Source organism: Pedobacter suwonensis, assembly GCF_900111825.1.
GTDB classification, from domain to species: domain Bacteria; phylum Bacteroidota; class Bacteroidia; order Sphingobacteriales; family Sphingobacteriaceae; genus Pedobacter; species Pedobacter suwonensis.
This window is the reverse complement of record NZ_FOJM01000013.1, coordinates 97,077-114,405: the sequence shown is the minus strand read 5'-3', so window position 1 is coordinate 114,405 and position 17,329 is coordinate 97,077. Positions and strand designations below refer to the sequence as shown.

The 17,329-nt window shown below is 40.9% G+C and carries 13 protein-coding genes; 2 read left to right on the top strand and 11 right to left on the bottom strand.

The window, feature by feature from the left end:
- Positions 1-211: 211 nt before the first annotated feature.
- Both BM107_RS16955 and BM107_RS16950 read left to right on the top strand, forming a co-directional pair.
- Positions 212-1,192 carry an SDR family oxidoreductase gene (locus tag BM107_RS16955; protein WP_090985493.1) on the top strand — a complete coding sequence of 327 codons (981 nt, stop codon included), beginning with the start codon at positions 212-214 and terminating at the stop codon, positions 1,190-1,192.
- Complete coding sequence (locus BM107_RS16950; RefSeq protein WP_090985491.1) at positions 1,193-1,780, top strand: arylesterase; 588 nt, start codon at positions 1,193-1,195, stop codon at positions 1,778-1,780.
- A gap of 235 nt (positions 1,781-2,015) precedes the next feature.
- Here BM107_RS16950 and BM107_RS16945 read toward each other — a convergent pair whose 3' ends face one another.
- The 11 genes from BM107_RS16945 to BM107_RS16885 form a co-directional block, all read right to left on the bottom strand.
- Positions 2,016-3,281, bottom strand: coding sequence for a sensor histidine kinase (locus BM107_RS16945; RefSeq protein WP_090985489.1), 1,266 nt, complete (start codon positions 3,279-3,281; stop codon positions 2,016-2,018).
- Positions 3,265-4,638: a sigma-54-dependent transcriptional regulator gene (locus BM107_RS16940; protein ID WP_090985660.1), complete on the bottom strand. Its 1,374-nt coding sequence runs from the start codon at positions 4,636-4,638 to the stop codon at positions 3,265-3,267. The genes BM107_RS16945 and BM107_RS16940 overlap by 17 nt, the downstream gene beginning before the upstream one ends.
- Before the next feature lie 16 nt (positions 4,639-4,654).
- Entirely contained in the window at positions 4,655-5,836 is a 1,182-nt protein-coding gene (locus BM107_RS16935) for an ABC transporter permease (protein ID WP_090985487.1), read from the bottom strand.
- Positions 5,837-5,854: 18 nt separating this feature from the next.
- On the bottom strand, positions 5,855-7,084 hold the full coding sequence (locus tag BM107_RS16930; RefSeq protein WP_090985485.1) for an ABC transporter permease: 1,230 nt from the start codon (positions 7,082-7,084) through the stop codon (positions 5,855-5,857).
- A gap of 8 nt (positions 7,085-7,092) precedes the next feature.
- Positions 7,093-7,761, bottom strand: coding sequence for an ABC transporter ATP-binding protein (locus BM107_RS16925; protein WP_450091366.1), 669 nt, complete (start codon positions 7,759-7,761; stop codon positions 7,093-7,095).
- A gap of 23 nt (positions 7,762-7,784) precedes the next feature.
- Positions 7,785-9,245 carry a TolC family protein gene (locus BM107_RS16920; RefSeq protein WP_090985484.1) on the bottom strand — a complete coding sequence of 487 codons (1,461 nt, stop codon included), beginning with the start codon at positions 9,243-9,245 and terminating at the stop codon, positions 7,785-7,787.
- Between the two features lies 1 nt (position 9,246).
- Complete coding sequence (locus BM107_RS16915; protein WP_090985483.1) at positions 9,247-10,494, bottom strand: efflux RND transporter periplasmic adaptor subunit; 1,248 nt, start codon at positions 10,492-10,494, stop codon at positions 9,247-9,249.
- A gap of 724 nt (positions 10,495-11,218) precedes the next feature.
- Positions 11,219-11,770 (bottom strand): hypothetical protein, encoded by a 552-nt coding sequence (locus BM107_RS16910; RefSeq protein ID WP_090985481.1) that lies wholly within the window; start codon positions 11,768-11,770, stop codon positions 11,219-11,221.
- A gap of 490 nt (positions 11,771-12,260) precedes the next feature.
- On the bottom strand, positions 12,261-14,243 hold the full coding sequence (locus BM107_RS16895; RefSeq protein WP_208864406.1) for a fascin domain-containing protein: 1,983 nt from the start codon (positions 14,241-14,243) through the stop codon (positions 12,261-12,263).
- Between the two features lie 155 nt (positions 14,244-14,398).
- Positions 14,399-15,673: a glucuronyl esterase domain-containing protein gene (locus BM107_RS16890; RefSeq protein WP_208864405.1), complete on the bottom strand. Its 1,275-nt coding sequence runs from the start codon at positions 15,671-15,673 to the stop codon at positions 14,399-14,401.
- Positions 15,673-17,328 carry a RagB/SusD family nutrient uptake outer membrane protein gene (locus BM107_RS16885; protein WP_208864404.1) on the bottom strand — a complete coding sequence of 552 codons (1,656 nt, stop codon included), beginning with the start codon at positions 17,326-17,328 and terminating at the stop codon, positions 15,673-15,675. Before BM107_RS16885 ends, BM107_RS16890 begins: the two co-directional genes overlap by 1 nt.
- Position 17,329 lies beyond the last annotated feature (1 nt).

Sequence of the window (17,329 nt, the reverse complement as noted above, 5' to 3'; positions counted from 1 at the left end):
AAAATCTTGTCAAACCGGAATTATTTACTTAGCCAGGTATCAGCAAGTTATAAGCTATGGAATATATATGCAGAAAAACGAAAGAAGTACATTCAAACCAACCATTTCCAACTAACTTAAGTATTACCCGCGAGAAGGATAATATCAAAAAACTTCGCAACAAAATGAGGTCTACGCAAACATTCACCTTTTAAAGGCGGTTTTGGTAGATATGGAACAGGATCAAAACATAAAAGCAAACATCAGAACCGTAGTTGTTACCGGCGCATCCAGCGGTGCAGGGCGGGCCATCGCCCTGGCTTTTGCGGCAAATGGCGATCGGGTGGTGATTGCTGCGAGGAATATCGATGCGTTAAAAGACCTCGCTGTTGAATGTGAAAATGCTGGTGGTGCGACAGAATGCGTCGCCTGCGATACCGCTGATTATCACCAGGTGCTCAACCTGGCGGCAACAGCAGTAAAGATCGGTACAGGTATTGATGTATGGATTAATAATGCAGGTGTACTTGCTATTGGCAGTTTCGACCAGACACCCATGGAGGTCAGTGAGCAGGTAATCAAAACCAATCTTTTAGGTTATATGCATGGTGCCCACGCTGTTATGCCCTATTTTAAAAAACAGGGATTCGGAATCCTGATCAACAATATCTCCATCGGCGGGTTCCTGCCTGTACCTTTTGGTGCAGGTTATTCTGCTGCTAAGTTCGGACTTCGCGGCTTTTCCGCATCATTAAAATCTGAACTGAGGGAATATCCTAATATCCATGTCTGTGATGCCTTTCCCGGCTTTCTTGATACGCCCGGCATACAGCATGCGGCCAATTATACCGGCAAAGTGCTCAAACCCGGCCCGGTAGTTTATGACCCTAACCGCCTGGCCCATGAGGTATTCAAACTTTCGCTCAATCCCAGATCTGAAAAAATGGTAGGCAGTTTCTCCATATTGATGCGCTTATCCCGTGTCCTGTTCCCAAGCCTGACCACTGCCATCGCCGGAAGCGTGATCCGTACCTACCTTAAACATGCCAAAACCATTGCGCCAACAAATGGTAATATTTTCAGTCCTGTAGCCTATGGCAATTCGGTACATGGCGGATGGGGAATTCCGGGAAAACCAAAAGCGCACCGTAAGTATGTGGCTCTGGGGGCTGGGCTATTACTCGGTGCATTACTCATCAAAAGGAAATGGTAAATGGAGAACAAAATTGTTTTTTTTGGCGATAGCCTGGTGGCGGGATACGGTCTCAAAGACCCTTTCTCTGAATCCATCCCAGCCCTCACCAATGCAAAACTAAAAGAGCTCGGACTAAAATACACTGTAATTAACGCAGGCCTAAGCGGTGATACTACGGCTTCTGCCCTATCCAGACTTGGCCAGGTCCTGAATGAAAACCCAGCGATTTTTGTCCTTGAACTTGGCGCCAATGACTTTTTACGCGGCATTAGTTCTGTGCTGATCCGATCCAACCTGCAGCTCATCATCAACAAAGTTAAAACTAGCTGTCCGTCGGCATCCATACTCTTGTTGGGCATCGAATTACCAGACTGGGCAACCGGCTGGCATCAAAGTGATTATTCTGGTATATTTCCGGCACTGGCTGAAAAAAACGGCCTTTCGATGGTACCGTCATTTTTAAAAAATGTAGCAGGCATACGGGAACTGAATATGTACGATGGTGTTCACCCGCTTAAAGAAGGATACGAGATCGCGGCGGAAAATATCTGGCCGGAATTGTACAGAATTATTCAGGAGCGTGGTAGCCTCACTGACTTATTGTAAACCGCAGTCACCTCATGATCGCTTCCAGACAAGACTACGGACAGATGGATGTTATATTCGGGTATTAGCGAGACGCCAGGACCAGTTAAGATTTATATAGGTGCTCACAGCACGCGATTTGTTAATGGCTGCAATGACCTTGTTTATCTTTCTACATACTTATGTAGCCTGGCTATTTTTCATTTAGGAATCAGCAAAACTTATTCGGGGGGAATGTAATTATTTTTGGATATAATTATCCAGCCAGTTGAATGGTAAATACGGTAAGCGGCCTGACCGTTTTCAAAGAAAAATCGAAACCGTGGTTGAGCAGTATTTCTCTAACCAGGGTTAGCCCAATCCCTTGTCCATCTTTTTTCGTACTGAAAAACGGGCTAAAAAGTTGCGCTGCATTTTCCTCAGAAATACCTTTTCCATTGTCGTAAATATTGAGCTGGTGTTTAGCAGAATTTAGTTCTATCTGGATAACGCCGTTGCTTTCTATCGCTTGAATTGAATTTTTAAGAATGTTTATCAGGGCCTGTTCCATTTGTTCAACATCGGCGACAATAAAATATGATGAGGTTGGTAAGTCCAGTTCAAACCTGATTTCTTTTTCGTTTGCAGCGAAATACATTAATGCTGACACCGATTTGAGGAGTTCTACCAGATCTGTTTTCTTTCTGTTCGCTGCCGGAAGTTTAACCAGATCGGCAAAATTCCGCATAAATACATTTAGGTTCTGGTTACGCTCAACAGCAATTTTCATGGCATTTTTTAATAGCTGCTCTTCCTCTTCCAGCCATAAATGATCTTGTACCAATGCCGTATTAATAATTGAATTTACGGGACCAACTGTATTGTTCACCTCATGCGCCATCATCCTGATCACCTTACTGTAAACACTTTTTTCGGCTGCAAAAATTTCTGCCGTTACTTCCTCCATCATGATAAAAATCCGCTCAAAACCCCTGTCCATAAATCTCGACTTTTGAATTTTGTAGGTATGCAATCCATCTGTACGGAGCATTTTTGATGTTCCGGTTTTCATACCTTGGATCTGATTTTCGAGCATATCAGGATTCGCTTTTGTAATTTCCAACGCTTTTGGATTAATCTGCTTTAACTGCCCATCATAGTCAAGAATAATAATTCCCGTAGGGGAAGTCTGAATAAGCTTTTCGAGAAAAAAATGCTGTTCTTCCTGCTTTGTTCGCTCAGTTCTCAATTCGTCAATCATGCGGTTATAGACATCCACAAGCTCATCTACCTCTTTTTTTCCGGTCAATAAAAATTTAACGTTAAAATCACGGTCCTTTATGGCTGCAATGCCTTGTTTTAAATAGGTAAGCGGACTGACTAGCTGCTTATAAAGGCTGATTGATATAACAACAGAAACCAGTACAAATGCCTCTGCCAGCATAAATACGAGTTTGTTTTTCTCAAAAATGAAATAGCTCATCATCAGGCAGATGAGGTGAAGAATAACGATAAACAGAATATACTTAGTCTTCAGTTTCATGAAATGGAATTTGATATTTTTCCAAACGGCGATAAAGGGCATTCCTGGTAATCCCCAATGATGCCGCGGCTTTTGTAATTCTGTTTTTATGGAAATTCATGGCCTGCTTAACCATTTCTGCCTCCATCTGGTCTAAAGTCATGGTACCTACTCCGGGCAATCTGACATTATCGCTTTTTAATGGTGACAAATTTAACTGTGATTGAAAATCATCAATCGTTAATTCATTTGTACTGCTGATCAGTACCGTTCGCTCAACCAGGTTTTTAAGTTGGCGGATGTTACCGGGCAAAGGCAGTTGCTGTAACCAGCGTAAGGCACCGGGTGCTATTGATAACGCTTCCCTACCGTAAATTTCTTTCAGATTATTGATAAAGAAGTTAACCAGCAAGGGAATATCAGATGGTCTTTCCCTTAACGCGGGTAGATGAATAGTGATCAGGTTAATACGGTATAACAAATCCTCCCTGAACAAGCCTGACGCTACCCTTTCGTTTAAATTTTTGTTTGTTGCACAAACTACCCTGGTATCAACTGTTTTAGTTCGGCTGCTGCCTAAAACTTCATACGTACGGTCTTGTAAAACCCTTAATAACTTCACCTGACCTGCTGCATCCAGATCGCCTATCTCATCCAGGAAAATGGTTCCTTTATTTGCCATTTCAAACCTGCCCGTCCTATCGAAACGGGCATCAGTAAAAGCTCCGCGAACATGGCCAAACATTTCGCTCTCAAACAACGAAGATGAAATTCCGCCCAGATTAACTTTTACAAAAGGCTTGCCCGAGCGGTTGCTGTTTTCGTGAATGGCCTCTGCTATCAGCTCCTTACCCGTTCCGCTTTCGCCTGTAATCAATATTGACGCATTGGTTGAAGCTACGCGACCAATGGTTTCCAGAATATTCAGCAAGGTTGGATCTTCACCTATAATCTGTTTAAAATTATATTTCTTATCCAGTTCCTTTCTGCTTCGCGAGCGCGGTTTTTTACCATTAATTTCTAATAAGGTAGCTACCGACTGCAGCAGGTGTTCATTATTCCATGGTTTATTAATAAAATCGTTTGCGCCGAATTTCATCCCCTGCACAGCAAGTTCTATACTTGCCCAGCCGGTAATTAAGATAATCGGAACACCAGCATCAACAGTTCTGATTTTTTTCAGCAAACTCATGCCTTCTTCTCCCGAGGTATCAATAGAAAAATTTAAATCAAGTACCACAAGTGCAGGCTTTTGGGTTTTTACCACCTCAAAAGCCTGCAAAGCGTTATCAACAGGAATAACCTCGTAGCCCGCCCCTTTTAAGAGAAGTGAAATGGAAGTTCTAACGGCAATATCATCATCAACTACTAAAATCATATACGAAGTTAACCATTTAGTCTTCATGCAGTGCAACGGCCGGATGAATTGCAGCAGCTTGCCTGCCCGGATATAAGGAGCATGCGATAACCAATGTATAAATAAATAAAACAGAGAGTAAAATGGCAATAAGGTAAACGCTCGAAGCTATATCAAATACGTTTAACAGCGGAAACTGAACAGCAAAGAAACAGCCGATCAGAACAGATATTGTAGCTAAGATTAATGATTCGAGTACCATTTGAGTTGACACGGAAACGCCGCTTGCACCAATTGCCCGCCTCAGGCCAATTTCGCCTTTCCGTTTATTAATGTTATACCACAACACGCCGAAAAGACCAAGGGCAACATTAATAATCAGGAAACCCGCAACGATGATGAACAATAACATCGGGATAATGGTTTCCTTGTTTTTGGCATTGCGCATTTCATCAACATGCTGAATTTCGACTGCACTGCGCATCGTTGTGGCCATAAACTTATATAGCTTGCTTTCAAAACTGGCACCGGCAGTTTCCCGTACCTTTATTAAAAGGGTACTCGCCCACTTCAAATTTGTTGTATCCAACTGACTAAACATGACATTGTTCGCAGGCAAGAAATCACCATTTGCCTTAAAATCGTTAACAACACCTATGATTTTGAATTTATTTTTATCATCAAAATCGCCAATTAGCTTTCCAGCAGCCTTTGCGGTTCCGAACAGCTCTTTGCTAAAGGTCTCGTTAATAACAATTCCTTTATTTTTGCTGATCAGGTCTTCCGGAGTAAACCATCTCCCGTCAACGAGTTTAACACTCCAAACTTTTTGATAATCATTTCCCACATTAAAATCGCTAATGTTATTGAATTTCTTTCCTCCTTGCGTTAATCCGGTACTTATAAAACTGGATGAATAGGGATAATTCGAGCTCGAAAAACTTACCGCTTCAATTTCTGGCATTGCTTGTAGTGCTTTGTTTAGATTGGTATAAAAAATACCAAGCGAATCAGCATTTTTCGATAACCGGTCACCATTATAGCTAACTGACCAAACCCTATTATAATCAAAGCCAAGTGGCTTGATATAATTCTTATAGTAATAGGTTAAATATGAAAAAACAGCAAACACAACTAGAAAGGAAATCAGAATTTCAGACAGAAAAAGGAAGTTTTGTCTCCTTTTGTTCCATATTAATTTAAACAGATGTTTATACATATATTTTATTTTGAGGCATTAAGCCTTTAATGCTTTAACAATATTTAATTTCGACATTCTCCATGCCGGGTATACGCCTGAGATCAATCCAAAGCAAAAACAGGTAATCAGACTAAAAAACAATACCGTTAAATTCATGGTGAGATTAAAGCTTGATATGTAATCTGATTCGTTGATGAGGTAAATAACCAGCACGGATAAAAAGACCCCTATAATGCCTCCAATAAAAGTGAGAATCAGGTTCTCTACAATAAACTGGTAAACCAGTGTTTTTGATGAAGCACCAAAAGCCTTGCGTACGCCAATTTCTGATGAGCGCTCCATGATCCGGGTAATATTGATATTGACTAAATTCATGGTTGGAAGCAATAAAAAAAGGAGTACAAAAATTCCGCCTATTGTGATTACTTTTGTGATCCCGTTACTGGTCGAATCTCCTGCTATTCTACGGGCAACACTGGTTTTAAATCCATCTGCATTGCAATAAATCTTATTAAAATCTGGCGGGATTGGCAGTTTATCAACCATTTGGGCAAACTCTTTTTTCATCCTGGGCACATCAGTTTCTGTACGGCCTAAAAGCACGGCATTATATGACCCCATTAGTCTTGTATCTTTAATATCTTTTGCAAGCGTATAAGGCAGATACATATCGCCGGCAAAATTGCGTACAGCACCTGAAACATTATCAACCACTCCAATTACCCGGTAGTTAATGTTATCTGCAGAAATGTATTGGCCAATTACCGATTTTTGATCACCGAAATAAGCTTCTTTTGTTTTTTTAGAAATCACGGCAACACGTTCTGCACTTTTAATTTCCCTTTCACCATAAGGTTTACCTTCCAAAAACCGGTACGATAAAACATTCCAGTAATCTGCATTGGTGTATTTGTAACCTATTACCAGCTTTTTATTGTTCAGATAAGCATTAGATGATCTCTGATCCGATGAAATGGCCATTTTATAAACCGTTTTCAACCTGGAAACATAATGTTCAAAGAAATAAAACGACAGGTTGCTCATATTCACCCAACCTTCCTTGGTATTTTTTATTTCTATACGTTCAACATAAAGCGAACGATGTTGATTGTAATCAGGATATCCCGGATTAAACATTTTATCTGCAAGCGCAGTGGCTACCATTAAGATGGTTAGTGTAAGACTGATGCCAAACAAACTGATGAAGGTGAAAAATTTCCTTCTTTTTAAAACAGCTATGGCGATTTTGAAATAATTTTTTAACATAGCTGAAATTATTGAACCTGTGAACCATCAAAAAGACGAACCAATCTGTGTGTTTTTTGCGCCATGCTTTCGTCATGTGTCACCATCACGATTGTTGTACCTTCATTTTTGTTCAGATTGATGAGGATATTCATGATCTCATTTCCCATAGCGCTATCAAGGTTTCCTGTTGGCTCATCCGCAAGGATAATCTGAGGGCGGCCAACAATAGCCCTGGCAATGGCAACACGCTGGCGTTGCCCACCCGAAAGCTGCGTAGGGAAATGTTTTAAACGGTTGCTCAGGCCAACTTTTTCCAGTGCTTCAGTAGCCAGGGCCTTTCTTTCCTTAGCAGATGAATCGCGGTACAATAAAGGTAATTCTACATTATCCAATACCTGCAAATCATTAATCAGGTGGTAACTCTGAAAAATAAATCCAAGCTTCTCATTTCTGAAATGGGCCAGTTTTTTATCAGAAAAACTGCGAATGTCCTGGTCATCTATTTTGATATCTCCCTTCGATGGCTCATCAAGCAAGCCCATAATGTTCAGCAAAGTACTTTTTCCGCAGCCCGATGGCCCCATAATGGAAAGAAATTCTCCCTTTGCAATGTCGAGGTTAATACCGTTTATTGCCAGGGTTTCCACAGTAGCCGTACGGTAAACTTTTTCAATATTTTTTAAGCGTATCATCATGTATAATTAGTAATTAAGATTTATTAATAAGTTATTTTAATGTTTTTTTCAAAATCGTAAAGAGAAAGATAGCGAAGCTGATAATAAGCACCCCAAAAATCGCGGAGCGAAGAAACGTAATCGCGTTTTGCTGCATCATTTTCCTGAAAAGCAATACTTAAATCGGTAATGCTCAGGTTGCCTAAAACATAGCGCTCGCTGGCTATCTTATATTTTTCTGCGGCAATTTTTGCAGCCGTATCTGTAAGCTTGGTCTGTTCTTTCATCATATTAAAAAGCGTTACCTGCGTTACGATCTGCTGTTTAAAAGTTTGCTTATCCTGCTCAACAGCATAAGTTACCAGTTGCTCATTTGCTTGTGCTGTTTTTGTTCTTGATTTAGACCTGCCCCAATCCATAACCGGAATAGACAACTGTAGTTCAACGGTTTGCTGATTTTTCGGATTCCGGTAAACATCAAAAGCACTTAAGCCGGCATTGGAGAAACCCAGATTTGCCCTTAATGTAGCCTTAAGCCCATTTTCCCCCTTTGCTTTGGCCACATCTCTTCTGGCTTCTGCCAACCGGCGGGCAAAACCAATTGCATCCGAACGGTTTGCAAAGGCTTCGGCCAAAACTTTTTCAGTAGCCACAGTCATTTGAGCAACGGCTTGCGGCATATCCAATTTTATCCTGTCGTCGCCCTCAATGCCCGCGTAACTGCGAAGGTTCAGTGTGGCCACCTCTACATCTCTCTTAGCCGTTCCAACGGCTTTTTGGGCATTAAGTACCTCCAGCTGAAGTTGGAGAATCTCATTTTTTGAAATCTTGCCCAATTCAAATTTAGTATTGGCAATACTCAGGATCCTTTTGGTGTTCGCATAATTTAATTCAGCAATATCGAGGTTAACCTGCGCCAGCAGTAAATCGAAAAAATATTCGGTAACGGTAATTGATATTTTCTCCTGTGTTTCGATAAAAACCTGTTTACTCTCACTGTATTTTAAAGGTTCAATTTTCTTGTCCCATTTTAAGCTGTTAAACTGTAATAGCGGTTGTGTGTAACCAACTCCGTAAGGAATACCATTATAGAGCACACTTTTTCTGTCAAAATCGTCAAACCGCTGCAGTTGGGTAGTTCCATAAATGGTGCCGCCAGTTGCGGCAATACTTTGACTAAAATTTAGTGTCAGTGAGGAATTATCATAATGTACGGGCTGGAAAAGAATGCTTCCGTTGGGTTGCTGTACCTGGGTATAAGTTTTGGTATAGCCGGGTAAAATACCCTCTAAAGCCAACTGTGGCTGGTAATTTGATTTGAAAGTGCGCCACTCCCAGTATTTCGTCTCTTTAACCGTTGCAGCCTGTTTTGCCGCAATAGAATTGGCCCTGGCCATTTCAACTACCTGCAGCAGGTTAAGTTTAAGCGTATCGGTAACCGCGAATACTGCATGTATTGAGCTAAATAAAACAGCTAATCCAATAAGTACAATTTTCTTCATCATCTTAACGGCTTATTGTTACTTTTTCAGAGTTTTTGAAATCAGCCATATCCGAAGTAATGATTTCGTCTCCAGCTTTTAACCCACTTAAAATTTCAACATAATCAAAGTTGCTTAAACCTGTTTTCACCGTGCGCTTTTCGGCTATACCGTTTTTCAACACAAAGATCTCCTGTAAATTTGAACCGTTAAAAGCTGGTCCGTTTGCCACCCTTAAAACACCATTTCGGGTATCAGTAACCAAAAAAACATCAACTTTTTGATTGGGCCTTAATACTTTACTGTCTTTTTGATTTAACTGGATATCGAACGATACGGTGGCATTGGTTACTGCCGGTGAGATATTTACAACTGAACCTCTTAGTTGCGTATCACCAATTCTGATGATAGCAGCCATGTTATTGTGGATTTTATCCAGTAGATTATCAGACATGCTACCTGCAACTTTAAAGCCGCTTAAATCGGCTATACGTACCAACGCATCGCCTTCGTGTACACTGGAGCCGATATTTTTATTTACCCAGGTAATTACCCCGGGCCTGGTTGCCGTTACATCGGCCAGATCAAGTTTCCGTTTCAATGCATCCAAATCATTTTTTTGAATGGCCAGTGCAATTTCAGCCTCCCTGATTTCGATTTTCATGGTTTGCTGCTTACTTTTAATTTCATTTTCGAGCTGTAGCTTCTCCAGCTCGGCAACCTTCAGATCAAGCTCGGCCCGCTCCACATCCTCTTTGGTTCCCCCACCGGCTTTAAGTAATCGTTTCGCCGATGAAACAGCATCTTTAAGGTTACTGATCCGCAACTGTTTTATGGCGTTGCTTGATTTAACATCAAAAAAACTTTTTTCTAAATCAAGCTTTAGCTTACTAATTTCATTTTGTTTGGACTCCATCTGAAATTGCAGCTTTCCATAATCGGTTTGGCTTACTGATTTATCCAGCAATAGAATAGATTGCCCTTTATTCACTTTTTTTCCGGCATCCATCAAAACATTTTTTATCGATGCACTTATCGGGCTGGTTAATACTTCTTCAAATTCAGGTAGCACTTCACCGGTGGCATTAATCGTATTTTCGATTATTCCGTTCTCCACTTTTGCCGTCGTGATATTAGCTTCCGTAAGTGCAGCTTTAAAATAAAACCGTACAAACCAGATACTGGCTATTAGCAAAATAAGGATGATAGAAACCAGCAAGTAATTTTTTTTCTTGTTTTTAGCTAAAACTTCTTCTTCAATGAGTTTGTCCATTTAAACATTTTTTGGACAAGCTTTTACAAGCGGGATGCCAATATTAAAAAACTAATAATCAATTATTTATGATTTTATACAAATATAAAAATGCCCGATATCGAACGTTTTGCCTGTTATCGAACGGATAAGGTCTGTGTCCTGATGATGATAGAAATACAATTTTTCCTAAAGGTTCTGATCTGCCTGACCAAACAGCTAACCGATAATAATAAGCTTACAGTTGGGTAACTGTTATTGTTGGGTGATATTGATGGAAACGATTATAAAACCCTAAAATTGGAATGCGAAGAGAAATATCTTAAGAGCAGAGGCAAAATTAGTGGAAATCACGAAAAAGAATATACGATAGCACGGTATAGCCAGTCCTAAATGATGCGATTTTCACATTAACCCGATTATTTCCAATTTTCGCCAAATGGGCCATTAATGATAAGCGGGGACAAATTGGTTCGGCATTCCCCAAAAATTCGATTTTGAAAGCCGACAACATCGAATCGCGTTAACGAGCGAAACATCCCAACGTTTATATTTGACAATAAATTATAAAGTAAAAAACTACAAAACCTTCAACCCAATTACGGGTTAATGGCAGTGCGTAGTTCGAGCTATTTTGCGGATAAATGGATTGTAATATTCGTTTCTTCTAAAATATTAGATGCAAGATAGCTTCACTATCTCAATAATTTGGATTGTTCAACCTCCTATAAGTTATTGATCATAATCAAACGTTTAATAGATTGTTATATGTTTCAGTAAACATATCAACTATAGCTGATTCTTTTATTTTTGGATTTCCTGCCGCTCTGTTTAGTAGTAAGTAACCGCTAAGCTGCTTATAATCGACATGCTCAAAAGTTATTTCTCCAATTTTCTCCTTGATCAATTCTTTATAGATTCGATAGCGTTGTGTATTTTGATGCCCTTCAACACGTTGTGACGCCTTATCAACAGTCCTGGAGCCAATGAAGCCAAAGGAAGCTGTTGAATGTTGGGCTAACAAAATAGGTACTACACTTAGGCAACTCACTAAGATATTCTGAACATCACCTCTATTGGTAATCTTTGAATATTTCAGATCACTGTGCTTATGGTGTTGTGCATAAAATTTAATACCAAACACATCTTCTTTATGATAATCTGCACGAAGGATATAATTATACCCTGTAACGGGTGAACGAAATTTATAAATGTATGTGAATTGGTGAGCCGAGGAGTCTTTACATGGTTCCTTTTGAATAAAATTTAATGGATATCCAGGAACATCAAATCTCAAGGAATCAAATAATTTTTATTTGATAACCCTGTTACCGAATGTTTAGCTATATCCGATGGCTCTACAGGACGACCGATTTCAGATCGCAGCACCCAAGTGCCTTGCACAGCATTACGGGAAACGCTCACATTTCTTGCTTCATTCAGCGGAGCCCATTTTAATCTAACCCCTTTTGGTACCTGCTTCTGATAAATCGCCATGATAATTTGCTATTATACAAATATAAATCTATTTATTTAAGCATCACAACAATCTTTCCATTTTATGCTTTTACTATAAAAAAATGACACTGACCTATGCGTTATTATAGATGTTTTATTAATTAAATATTGCGCGTTATGAGTCAACATATCACATAATTCGAACCATTTTTTCTGATGAATTGATTTAAACAGGCAATTTTTCAAACTCCCAAAAAAATTAGGGCTGCCCCATCAAGAGCAACCCATTATCTTAAACTTTAATATGCTTAAAAATTTTCCCTCAGCAATTATTCCAGTGAAAACATTTCCCAGCCAGAAATAGTAGCCCGGTTGCATTTCATTGCCGATTGGCCGTTTTCTGAAGAAATGTATTTGCCATTATTCCCTTTAAGGGAGATTTTTCCATTTGCGTTTACCACCCAATCAAATTTTTCCCAATCACTAATGCTTGTGCGGGTGCAGGTGATCCCGGTTGTAGCACCATTTTCTGAAGATACATATTTGTTCATGCTTTTCAGGGCGATTTTTCCTCCACCAGCATCAACAATGGTAAAGCTTTCCCAGTCAGAGGCAGTCGCCCGGTTGCACCTCATGGCTACTTCACCGTTTTCACCGGAAACAAACAGGTTATTAGAACCTTTTAGTTTAACCGTCTGACCTATGGGAGGTTCGGACTGTATTTGCAGATTGCCCAATTCCAGCCAACCGTTTGTAAAAGTTCCGGTTACGGCAAGCGCAATACCAGGCTTGTTGGCATTCGTTTTATCGATGATGGCTACCCCCCATTTATAACTCCCAGCCGGCAGGTTAATTGCCGTTGTGGTAAAATTGTAACTCATAGGTTTATCTTTCAGCCACTTAGAAGGCTCACCATTTTCATCTATAAAAAGTTTTTTAACCACACCAGCGGTATCCAGAATGGCAAAAGCCACTTTGTACTTATAACTCCACTGCGGAATATTATTTGGGCAGTAACCCCAACCCATATTTCTCCAGCGATGGCCTATTGTAGCGGTAGCCCCGTTGGCAATTTCATTTGGTAAAGATACCTGATCAGGATACAGCCGGTAGCCTCCTTCTGCATTGAAGCGCTGTACCAACGGAAAACTCGTTTGAAACCAGGAAGCCACTTCGCCAACCCTAAAATCCATCATATTTACAGCAGCTTCTGCCGATCTTTCAAATTCAGCCTTTCTTACATCTTCAGGATGCCCTTCGCGATATTGTCCGCTTGAGTCGATCCAATAGCGGTGTGTGCCGGTCACAATCCATCCCCCCTCCATAATAATCGGTCGTTTATGTTTCCAGGTGGCTGCGAAGTTTTTCTCCCAGCTTTGGTAATAATCAGTCATGGCAAAAGCATCATGCCGCAGACTATACCCTTGATTTATCGCTTTCACCAGTAACTGGTTGCTGTTTGGGTTTGCTGCGCCCCAGCTTGTTGGATGACCTATTAGCCGGTGATAGTTAATTACCAGCGGTACTTTGGTGAAAGTCCTGTTGTAAAGCGCCATAATCCAGTCCAGTACCTCTTCCTTCACAGTTTCTGTTTGTGCGGCTGTTAATACTCCTGGAGCGGCATACACCGTATTATGGGCTTCGCCCCATTTACCTAAACCATAGGCATCAATAAAAGAGGTGCGAACCGGATCGTTAAAGTCCTTGGCAAGCTCTTCAATAAATGTGGCGTAATATTGCCTGAAAATTGGATCCTGGGGAAAGGGCGTTTTCTGTGCTGGTACTGCAGGATTTGATAACCAATATTGAGCACCCGCCGTGAATACGAAAGAAGGGGTATTTTCTCCCTGGTCGCGCCCGTCTACCACAATCCGGAATGCAATGGGCAAACCTCTGGTTTTAACACCGTTGATGAGTTTACCGATCTGCGAGTTGGGGTCTCTCCAGGCATAAACACCCGGACTTGGATTAAGTGATCGCCAGCTGGTCCGGATGTAACAGGCTGAGGCATAATCTATCGCCTTTACATTGGCACCCAGTTCTGGCACGAAAAACTGACTGTCCCAATACGTTTCGCTAGCATCTCGTTTGCCATACATTACCCATCCATTTAATGGATTCCGTAACACCGAAGTACTATTATAAACCGGGTTAATCAGCACATTATTGGCAATAACAGCCAATTTTTGTGGTCCCTTATCAAAAGTTTGTGAAAGGTTTTCTTCCACCATTTTGGAACAGGAAAGCGAATGCAGCCCCAGAAGAGCAAGCAGCGTTACCTTTCCTGTCCACCCAAAAATGAGTTTTTTCATAGTAATAAATATTAAATTTTAGATTAGAGGTTTTGCTATTAATTCGGCACCTATTTTGAACCTGAGACTAAATTTTCTTTACACTAAACTTTTTTTCTCTGTAGGAATTGAGGAAAAATGCCAATCATTTATAAAAAGGAAGTTAAGCGTAAACCTTATCGATTAAAATGGTGATTGGCAAAGCGGATAAAATTTGTCCAATCAAAAACATTGAGGTCGTGTTTTCCTTCCCTGAAATGGTAACCTATAGCCGAATGGATGATTGGCTTGTTCACATCGGGCATATTTTCAGGAAGCGTCACTTTCCTGCCGTATAAATCATAAACAGGTTTGGCATGTACCAATGATAAATAAGAACCATAAGGGTCTGCCCAGCGATCCTCCGTAGCGTTCGTGGTGTACACTGGCCTCGGTGCAATTAAGCCGATGAGCATATGCTGATCTACAGGTAAGCTGTTTACATCATTGCTATAGTTTTTGTAATTATTGTTGAACCAGTAACCAAACTGTTTATTGATCAGGCTGATGGTTTCTCCATATTTACGCCTGGCCAGCGCTGCACCGGTACTTCCTGAGCAACTGCTAAACACCATGGCGAAGCGTTGATCCTGGGCTGCAGACCATAAGGCGGTTTTACCACCCCTTGAATGCCCTACCAGCGCAACCTTGTTAAAGTCGATATCTTTATCCGTTTTAAAGTAATCCATTACCCTGCTTGCTGCCCAGGCCCACACGCCAATGGCTTTCATGCCATTATCTTTTTCCAGCTCTGCAGGAAACAACTGTTTTAATACACCGTTCTGATAACTATCCTTCCGATCAGGCGCTACATCTGAATGATGGAAAGCCGCTATGGCGTAACCGCTGTCTATGACCATTTCGGCTGGCCAGAAAGTACTCTTTTCAATCCTCGCCGGATCTGTATTCCTGCTACTGCGGTTGTTAATCAGTAAAAACACCGGAGCAGGTTTTATCCGCTTATTGGGAATAAAGAGTATAACAGGAAACGATACTGAACGACCATCATTCCACGCTGTAATTGTTATTTCTTTCAAATGGGCTTTTCCATCCATAGCATCAGCTTTTTCATTGGCCACCACAAATTTCAAACTATCAAAACCGTCTGGTGTTTTTCCGTAAATGTGTTCTTCAAACAGGGCTAAAAGTTCTGGTCTGCGCTGCTTTTCCCACATGGCGACGTTTTTAATCTTTTTGCCCTTTGCGGTAACCAGTATATCAGGTAAAGTATAGGCTGGAACTGTACTTTCGTCATAGTTAACGATTTCTCCCATAAACCGATCTGTTTTCTGCGCATACACTCCAGCCGATAAAAACACCGGAGCAATAAAGCAGCCCAATGCTTTTTTCATCCAATTATTGATGCGCCAATTGCCTTGATTAGCCGGAAATTTGATTCTGTTCAACATCATCAATACCCTGGGTTTTGAATAAGTTTACTGGCCTTATTAATTTCAGATTGCTGAAAAGGATACCAATAATTTTTACTGGTAAAGGTTCTGTTTTCAATTACAAATGGGTTATAGGTTAACGCAGTGCCTACCTTGGTAATTTTCATTCCCCTAACCGGTCCGTTAAAATTACTTTCCCCATCCTTCCACCGGCGCACATCAAAAAACCGTTGTTCTTCAAAACATAATTCCACTCTCCGTTCATTTTTAATCCTGTCGCGCATTTGCGATTGTGTTAACCCGGCAAGTGCAGGCATTCCGGCACGGTTACGTACCGCATTTATCGCATTGTAAACCTCCGCATTCGGACCTCCAAATTCGTTCAGCGCTTCTGCATAGATCAGTAAAATTTCTGCATAACGAAACAATACCCAGGGCCTTCTTACGCTCGTTGTACCCGTAATGTTGTAAGTAGCGTTACCACTTAAAAATTTGCGCAGGTAATAACCAGATTTTGTACTGTTTACATTAGAAGGAACGTTATCACGTCCACCTTCATAAGTCTCTACGGCTCGTGTTAAGCTTCCTGTTTTAAAATTTGCGCCATTAACTACAATAAACTGGTTTAAACGCGGATCTCTGTTTGCATAAGGATTTTGTGGATCATAGCCTGATGTAGGGTCGGTTATGGTTTTGCCATTGGTCATTTCAAAAGCATCAACTAAATTCTGGGTAGGGTTTGTTCTGCCCAACCCACCGGTAAAGCTAATGGGTGCATTATTGGCTTCAATGGCATTCGTATTGCTTGCTGGCGTAGCGAAGATCACCTCGTTATTATAAGAGGTTGCTGTATTGGTGTAATCCCATAAGTTTGGAAATGAAGCCGTACTTAACAGGCTGTGTTTATTTAAGTCGATTAAATCCTTTGCTGCATTGGCCGCATTCTGCCAGCGTTGCAGATCATTGCCGGTGTTGTATAAAGGGCTTGCATAAACCAGCAGGGTTTTGGCTTTCAGCGCCATTCCCGCAGCTTTTGTGGCACGTCCGTAATTGGCCGCATCCCAATCTTTTGTGGAGGCTGCCGGAATCTGGCTGATAGCTGAGTCGCAATCCTTAACAATCTGTCTGACTACATCATCAACTGAATTGCGTGGAATATTCAGGTCTTCTACCGGTGAAAAGGACCGGGTGGCAAGAACAATGCCCCCATATCTTTTAAACAACTCATGATGTAATAAGCCCCTCAGAAAAAAAGCTTCTCCCCTTAGTCCGCGAAGATCGCTTGCGGGAAAAATCACTGCTGTGGGCGATCGCTCCAGGAAAGTATTGACTACCCATAAACCGTTATAAAGATTGGTATATTGCTCATCAAAAGTCCTTAAACTGCTCCAGTTACCATTATTAAAAATGTTTACATTGCTGTTTAAGTTTGAGTTAACTGCTTCATCACTTCCGCTGGCCATTAAGGCTCCTGAGCCATCAACATTGTATCGGGCAAGCATGTAATTATAACCGTTGTTTAAATACTCCCGCACACGTCTGTCGGTATTCCAGATCGCGTCTTCATTAACAGGCCCCTCACTGTACGAGGGTTCAAAAAATTCATCCTTGCAGGCAGTAAAGCTCATTAGCAAAACCGCCAGTACCATTTGCATTACATATATTTTCTTTTTCATA